This is a genomic window from Streptomyces sp. NPDC060205 (assembly GCF_042728395.1).
Lineage (GTDB): Bacteria > Actinomycetota > Actinomycetes > Streptomycetales > Streptomycetaceae > Streptomyces.
On record NZ_JBHWZP010000444.1, the window covers coordinates 1 to 6,376 of the forward strand.

The 6,376-nt window shown below is 72.1% G+C and carries 5 protein-coding genes; 2 read left to right on the forward strand and 3 right to left on the reverse strand.

Annotation, left to right across the window (positions count from 1 at the left end; all coding sequences use genetic code 11):
• Nucleotides 1-71: 71 nt before the first annotated feature.
• From ACFWGJ_RS40465 to ACFWGJ_RS40475, 3 genes are all read right to left on the reverse strand, one after another.
• On the reverse strand, nt 72-665 hold the full coding sequence (locus ACFWGJ_RS40465) for a TetR/AcrR family transcriptional regulator (RefSeq protein WP_107021099.1): 594 nt from the start codon (nt 663-665) through the stop codon (nt 72-74).
• Nucleotides 666-762: 97 nt separating this feature from the next.
• Nucleotides 763-2,433 (reverse strand): class I adenylate-forming enzyme family protein, encoded by a 1,671-nt coding sequence (locus tag ACFWGJ_RS40470; RefSeq protein WP_387333958.1) that lies wholly within the window; start codon nt 2,431-2,433, stop codon nt 763-765.
• A complete protein-coding gene (locus tag ACFWGJ_RS40475; RefSeq protein WP_387333959.1) occupies nt 2,430-3,197 on the reverse strand; it encodes an SDR family NAD(P)-dependent oxidoreductase in 768 nt (255 codons plus the stop codon). Before ACFWGJ_RS40475 ends, ACFWGJ_RS40470 begins: the two co-directional genes overlap by 4 nt.
• A gap of 299 nt (nt 3,198-3,496) precedes the next feature.
• On the opposite strand from ACFWGJ_RS40475, the gene ACFWGJ_RS40480 reads away from it, so the two are divergent.
• Together ACFWGJ_RS40480 and ACFWGJ_RS40485 are read left to right on the forward strand one after the other, a co-directional pair.
• Nucleotides 3,497-4,762, forward strand: coding sequence for an exo-beta-N-acetylmuramidase NamZ domain-containing protein (locus ACFWGJ_RS40480; protein ID WP_387333960.1), 1,266 nt, complete (start codon nt 3,497-3,499; stop codon nt 4,760-4,762).
• Nucleotides 4,763-5,010: 248 nt separating this feature from the next.
• Nucleotides 5,011-6,376 (forward strand): hypothetical protein (locus ACFWGJ_RS40485; protein WP_387333961.1); only part of this gene is annotated, 1,366 nt, incomplete at its 3' end.

The window sequence follows — 6,376 nt, forward strand, 5'->3', positions numbered from 1 at the left end:
CCTAGGGACCTAGGGGCGCGGGGAACTGCGCAGTCTTTGGCGTCCGCCCCGACCCGCCCGCGGGCAGCCTCCTACGGGCGGAGTGCCCGCAGGAGGAGGTCCGCCAGGTGGTCCGCCACCTCCTGCTGGGTGAGCGGACCGTCGGGGCGGTACCACGTGGACAGGTGGTGGACCGAGCCGAAGTGGTAGTCGACCACCAGGTCCGCCGGGGTCTTCTTCGAGAAGACCCCCGCCTCCTGGCCCTCCTCGATCAGCGCGCGGAACCGCTCGTGGTACCGCCGCCGCTCGGCCCGTACCTGCTTGTTCTTCTCCGGGCTCAGGTGGTGCATCGAGCGGAAGAAGATCGACGCGTCGTCGAGGTTGTCGATCGTGGTGACGACGACGTCGGCGGCGGCGCCCCGCAGCCGCTCCTCCACGGGCGCGTCGGCGTCCGCGAAGGAGTCGAGCCGCTCCTGCTGCACCCGCAGCACGCGCGCGTACACCTCGTGGAGCAGGTCGTCCTTGGAGCCGAAGTAGTGGTACAGCGCACCCTTGGTGACACCGGCCGCCTCGACGATCTCCTGGACCGACGTGCGGTCGTAGCCGCGCTCGGCGAAGAGCCGGGTGGCGGCGGCCAGCAGCCGCCTGGGAACGGGCGTGCCGTCCCCGTCCGTCGTCCTGGGCACTGCCGCCACCTGCCTTCCAGTGTTCTTTGTGTTGTTCACGTTGTAGAGGCCGTTCAAGGCGTTCCGGTTGCGCCCCGCCCTGTACGTCCGCGTTTGTCTACGCGCCGTCGTGCGGACGGGAGCGCAGTTCCCTCCGGAGGATCTTCCCACTGGCCGTCTTCGGCAGGTCGGGCAGGATCTCCACCTGCCGCGGATACTTGTAGGCGGCCAGTCTCTCCTTGCAGTACGCGGCGAGTACGGCCGGGTCCTCCGCCGCCCCCGGCCGCAGGCTGATGTACGCCTTGACGGTCTCCCCGCGATACCCGTCGGGCACCCCGACGACAGCCGCCTCGCGCACGGCCGGATGGGTGTAGAGGACGTCCTCGACCTCGCGCGGCCACACCTTGAAGCCGGACGCGTTGATCATGTCCTTCTTGCGGTCGACCACGTACAGCCAGCCGTCCGTGTCGACGAAACCGATGTCGCCGGTGCGCAGTTCCCCGTCGGGGAAGGTCTCCGCGGTGGCCTCGGGGCGCCGCCAGTAGCCCGGCACGACCTGCGGGCCGCGTACGAGGATCTCGCCCTGTTCCCCGAACGGCACCTCCTGGCCGTGGTCGTCGACGATGCGTACGACCGTGTCCGGACCCGGCAGGCCGACGGCGAGCGTCCCGGAGGCGGGGTCGACGGGCGCCTCCAGGTGGGGCGGCACGGAGGCGCAGGGCGCGGTGCACTCGGTGAGTCCGTAGCCGTTGCGGATGTACGGGCCGAGGCCCGCCCGGAACTTCTCGACGAGCGCGGGCGGCAGCGGGGCGCCGCCGGACGAGATGTTCACGAAGGAGGAGAAGTGGTCCGGCGTCACGGACGGGTGCGCGGCCAGCGCCATGAAGGCCGTCGACGGGCCGACCGTGTAGTGCGGCCGGTGCTCGGCGAACGCGTCGAGGACGACACCCGACTCGAAGCGGTACGCGAGGACGAGCGTGCCCCCGCTGTTGAGGCACGCGAGGAACTGGCAGACCATCCCGGTGATGTGGAACAGCGGAGCCATCGCGAAGTACACGGGCGCCTCGGGCAGGGCCAGGCCCGTGCGCTGGCGCTCGGCGTTGTACATGACGTTGCCGTGCGTGTTGGTGGCCCCCTTGGGAGCACCGCTCGTCCCCGAGGTGTAGCTGATGAGCGCGATGTCCGCCGGGCCCGGGTCGCGGTCGGACGGTGCCTTGTGGCCGGCCTTCGCGACGGTCGTCAGGTCGTCGGCGTCCGCCGCCTGCGGCAGCCGCTCGAAGGTCAGCACGCGCGCGTCGTCCCGCGTCTGGAAGTCCAGTTCGCAGCCGGTCAGCACGATGCGTACGGGCGAGTCGGCGGCCGTGTCGCGCAGATACGACTCCCAGGCCCGGTCGGCGCAGATCAGCGCCGCGACCTCGCCGTCCCGCAGGACGTGGGTCACCTCGCCGGACTTGTACATGGGGTTGACGGGCAGGACCGTCGCGCCGGCCTTCCAGGCGCCGAGGACGGCGAGCACGAAGAGCGGGCTGTTCTGCAGCAGGACGGCCACCCGGTCGCCGCGCTCCAGACCGCGTTCGGCGAGGTGTCCGGCGACCGAGTCGCTCAGCTCGTCGACCTCGCGGTAGCTGAGCCGCCCGTCGAAGTAGGTGAGGAAGGTGCGCTCGGGCGTCTCGGCGACGGCCCTGCGCAGGGCGTGCACGGGCGAGTCGTCGGGGCTGACGGGTGCGCGCTGCGCCTCGTTCAGGAGGGCGACCCAGGGCTGGGCCGCGTACAGGGAGGTCGTGCTCATCGGCCGTCGGCCTCCCACTTCTGCTGGATGTGGTTCATGTTCGTCAGCCAGCGCTCGGGATCGGCGGCGCGCGCCCGGTAGTACTCGGCGACCTCGGGGTGCGGAAGGATCAGGAAGCGGTCCTCCTCGATCCCCGCGAAGAGGGCGTCCGCGACGGCCTCGGGCTCGATGGCGGTGGGCAGCAGGACGAGGTCCCCGGCGCTGCCGGTGCCCGCGAGCATGTCGGTGCGCACGCCCTGCGGACAGATCGCGTGCACCTTCAGACCGCGGTGGCGGTACGTGAGGGACAGCCACTCGGCGAAGGCGTACGCGCCGTGCTTGGTGACGCTGTACGGGGCCGCGCCGATCATGGTGAGCAGTCCGGCCGCCGAGACGGTGGAGACGAAACGGCCGCTGCCGCGCTCCAGCCAGGCCGGGAGCAGCTCCTCGGCCGCACGGACGTGCGCCATCACGTTCACGTCCCAGGCGAGCTCCCAGACCCGCGCGGGGGCCGCCTCCGTGCCGCCCGAGGGCAGTCCGGCGTTGGCGCAGTAGACGTCGACGGTGCCGCCGAGGGCGTCCCGGGCGTCGGCCACGATCGTGGAGGCGTCGCCGGGGACCGCGATCCCGCCGATCTCCTCGGCGACGGCCGCGGCCTTCACCGCGTCCAGGTCGTTGACCACGACCCGGGCCCCCGCGGCGGCGAACCGCCGGGCGAGCGCGGCCCCGATCCCCCCGCCGGCCCCGGTGACGACGACTCCGGCATCCTGCATGGCTTCCACCATCGGTCTCCTTCGACACGACGACATCAATGCTCCGCTGCCACCAGACTAACCGGTCGGTATGCCCGCAGGAAGGGCCCCGTAAGGGGCGCGGGGAACAGCGCAGTCTTTTGCCTTGAGGGGGCACAGCCCCAGAAGGGCCGCGGGGAACTGCGCAGTCTTTTGTCTTTCAGGGGGCGCAGCCCCCAAGGGGCGCGGGGAACTGCGCGACCGGCCACAACGGCGCCGCAGCTTACGAACAACCGGCGGAAGCCATACCGTGCACATGCCAGTGCACCCCTTCCGCCCCCCACGGAGGCCCCATGCACCGCCTGTCCAGACGAAGTCTCCTCGCCGCCACCACGACCGCGGCAGCGATCTCCACGGGAACGCCGGCCACGGCCGCGACCGGCGCGGCCCCCGCCGGAAAAACGGCCGCCCGCCGTTTCCGCACCGGCTTCGACCGCCTCGCCGCAGACGGCTACTCCGTCCTGGAAGGCGACCGCACAGGCATCGTCACCAACCCGACGGGCGTCACCAAGGACGCCCGTCACATCGTGGACGTGATGCACGCCGACGACCGCGTCAACCTCGTCGCCGTCTTCGGCCCGGAGCACGGCTTCCGCGGCACCGCGCAGGCCGGCGGCTCCGAGGGCCGCTACGACGACCCGGCGACCGGCCTCCCGGTCTACGACACGTACCTCAAGAGCGGGCAGCCGCTGGCCGACGTCTTCACGGCCTCCGGGGTGGACACGGTCGTCTTCGACATCCAGGACGCGGGCGCGCGCTTCTACACGTACATCTGGACGCTGTACGACTGCATGGACGCGGCCAGGATCGCGGGCAAGCGGTTCGTGGTGCTGGACCGGCCCAACCCGGTGACGGGCCGTGGCGCCTACGGGCCCGTGCTGCACAAGGAGTTCGCGACGTTCGTCGGCCGGGAGCCGATCTCTCAGGCGCACGGGATGACCGTCGCGGAGCTGGCCCGGCTGTTCAACACGGAGTTCCTTGCGGAGCCGGTGCCCCTGGAGACCGTCCTGATGTCGGGCTGGCGGCGGTCTGACTTCTACGACGCCTCGGGGCTGCCCTGGGTGCCGCCGAGCCCGAACATGCCGACGCCCGACACCGCTCTCGTGTACTCGGGCACCTGTCTCTTCGAGGGGACGAACCTGTCGGAGGGGCGCGGTACGACCCGCCCGTTCGAGCTGCTCGGCGCGGAGGGCATCGACCGGCGGTGGGCGGCCGAGGCGGAACAACTCGGGCTGCCGGGTGTGCACTTCAGGGAGGCCTACTTCGCTCCCACGTTCTCGAAGTTCCAGGGCAGGACGGTCGGCGGGGTGCAGCTGCACGTCCATGACCGCGCCGCGTACGACCCGGTACGCACCGGGATCGCGCTGCTGGTGACCGCCAGGCAGGTGTGGAGCGGGTTCGCCTGGCGGCCGGACAACTGGATCGACAAGCTGACGGGCTCCGCGCTGGTGCGCACGATGATCGACGCGGGCGCGACGGCCGACGAGGTCGTGGCGGGCTGGCAGGACGAACTGGCCGCGTTCCGGAGCGTACGCAAGGAGTACCTCCTGTACCGCTGAGGCCGTACCGCTGGGCCCGTACCGCTGAGGCCGTACCCCTGGAGCGCCCGGCGCCCGGCGCCCGTCCCCGTTCGGCCGTGGCACCCCACCCGCACCGGATCCCCTATCCTGGACCATCCGTTCTGGATCATCCGCCGAGACATGAGTTCGGGCTGGTCAGACTGGACGTGGCCCCTGGCCAACTCTCCCGGTCGGCGGGACGATTACGTGCACATCGCACGGGTTGCGGAGGCCGAAGGGGGCTTGTCATGGCGGATCCTGAAGTGGGCGTGACTCCCTACTGGGAGCTGACGTTCGACGCGGACGGCGATGTGGACGCGCGGCAGCGCGACCGGCTGCTCCGGGAAGTGGTGGACCGGGGTGTCAAGGACCTGATCGTGTTCGCGCACGGCTGGAACAACGACCGTGCGATGGCGACCCGGCTCTACAGCCGCTTCTTCGAACCGCTCCCCGCCCTCGCGCCCAACGCCCGCCTCGGGTACGTGGGCGTGCTGTGGCCGTCGATGCGCTTCACGGACGAGACGGTCCCCGACTTCGCGCGGAGCCTCACCGCGGTGCCCGCGGGCCCGGCGCTCGACAAGGGCACCCGCGGCGCCCTGCTGACGGCCTTTCCCGGCCGGGCCACCCTGATCGACCAGATCGCCCGGATGCTCGACCAGCAGCCGGAGGGCGAGGCCGCATTGGAGGAGTACGGGCGGCTGGTGCGCCTGCTCGTCGAGCTGCGCCCGGAGGCGCCGGGCGCCGCGTTCGCCGCGGACACGCTGACGGATTCGGGGGCCCCGCCCGGGCCCTCGCCCGCGTCCCCGCCCGGATCCCCTCCTGGGGCTCCGGACGATCCGCGGATGTTCCTCGCTGACACCGCGCGGACCTGCCGTGAGTTCGCGCGGGCCCTGGCGGACGACGAGGGCGGCGCCGGGCCCGGCAGCGAGCGGGCGCAGGCCGCGCCCCGGCTCGCGCGCGCCTGGGACGGGGCACACGAACTGCTGCGCCAGGCCACGTACTTCGCGATGAAGCGACGCGCGGGCTCGGTCGGCGAGCGCGGGCTCGGGCGGCTGGTCGGACGGCTCGCCCAGACGGCGCCCGGGGTGCGGGTGCATCTCGTGGGGCACAGCTTCGGCGGGCGCCTGGTGTCGTTCGCGCTGCGCGGGCTGCCCAAGGGGGTGCGGACCGTGAAGTCGGTGACGCTGCTCCAGGCGGCCTTCTCGCACTACGCGTTCTCGGGGCGGCTCCCGCACGACGTACGGGTCAGCGGTGTGCTGCACGGCCAGCAGGACCGTATCGACGGGCCGCTGGTCTGCTGCTTCTCCCGGTTCGACTCGGCGCTCGGCACGATCTATCCGCTGGCCTCCCGGACGGCGGGCGACGACCGGGCGGCGGCCGACCTCTCCCTGCCCTCTCTCCCGCGGCTTCTCGGCGCCAGGTGGGGGGCGTTGGGCCACGACGGGGTGCAGGCGGTGTCCGGCACGAAGGCGTTCACGCTCGCCGACGCGCTGCGGGCGAAACTGCCCGCTTCGGGATGCGTGAACATCGACGCGTCCGCGGTGGTGCGGCGCGGCGGCGCCCCGGCGGGCGCCCACAGCGACATCTGCCACCGGGAGCTGGCCCAGGTGGTCC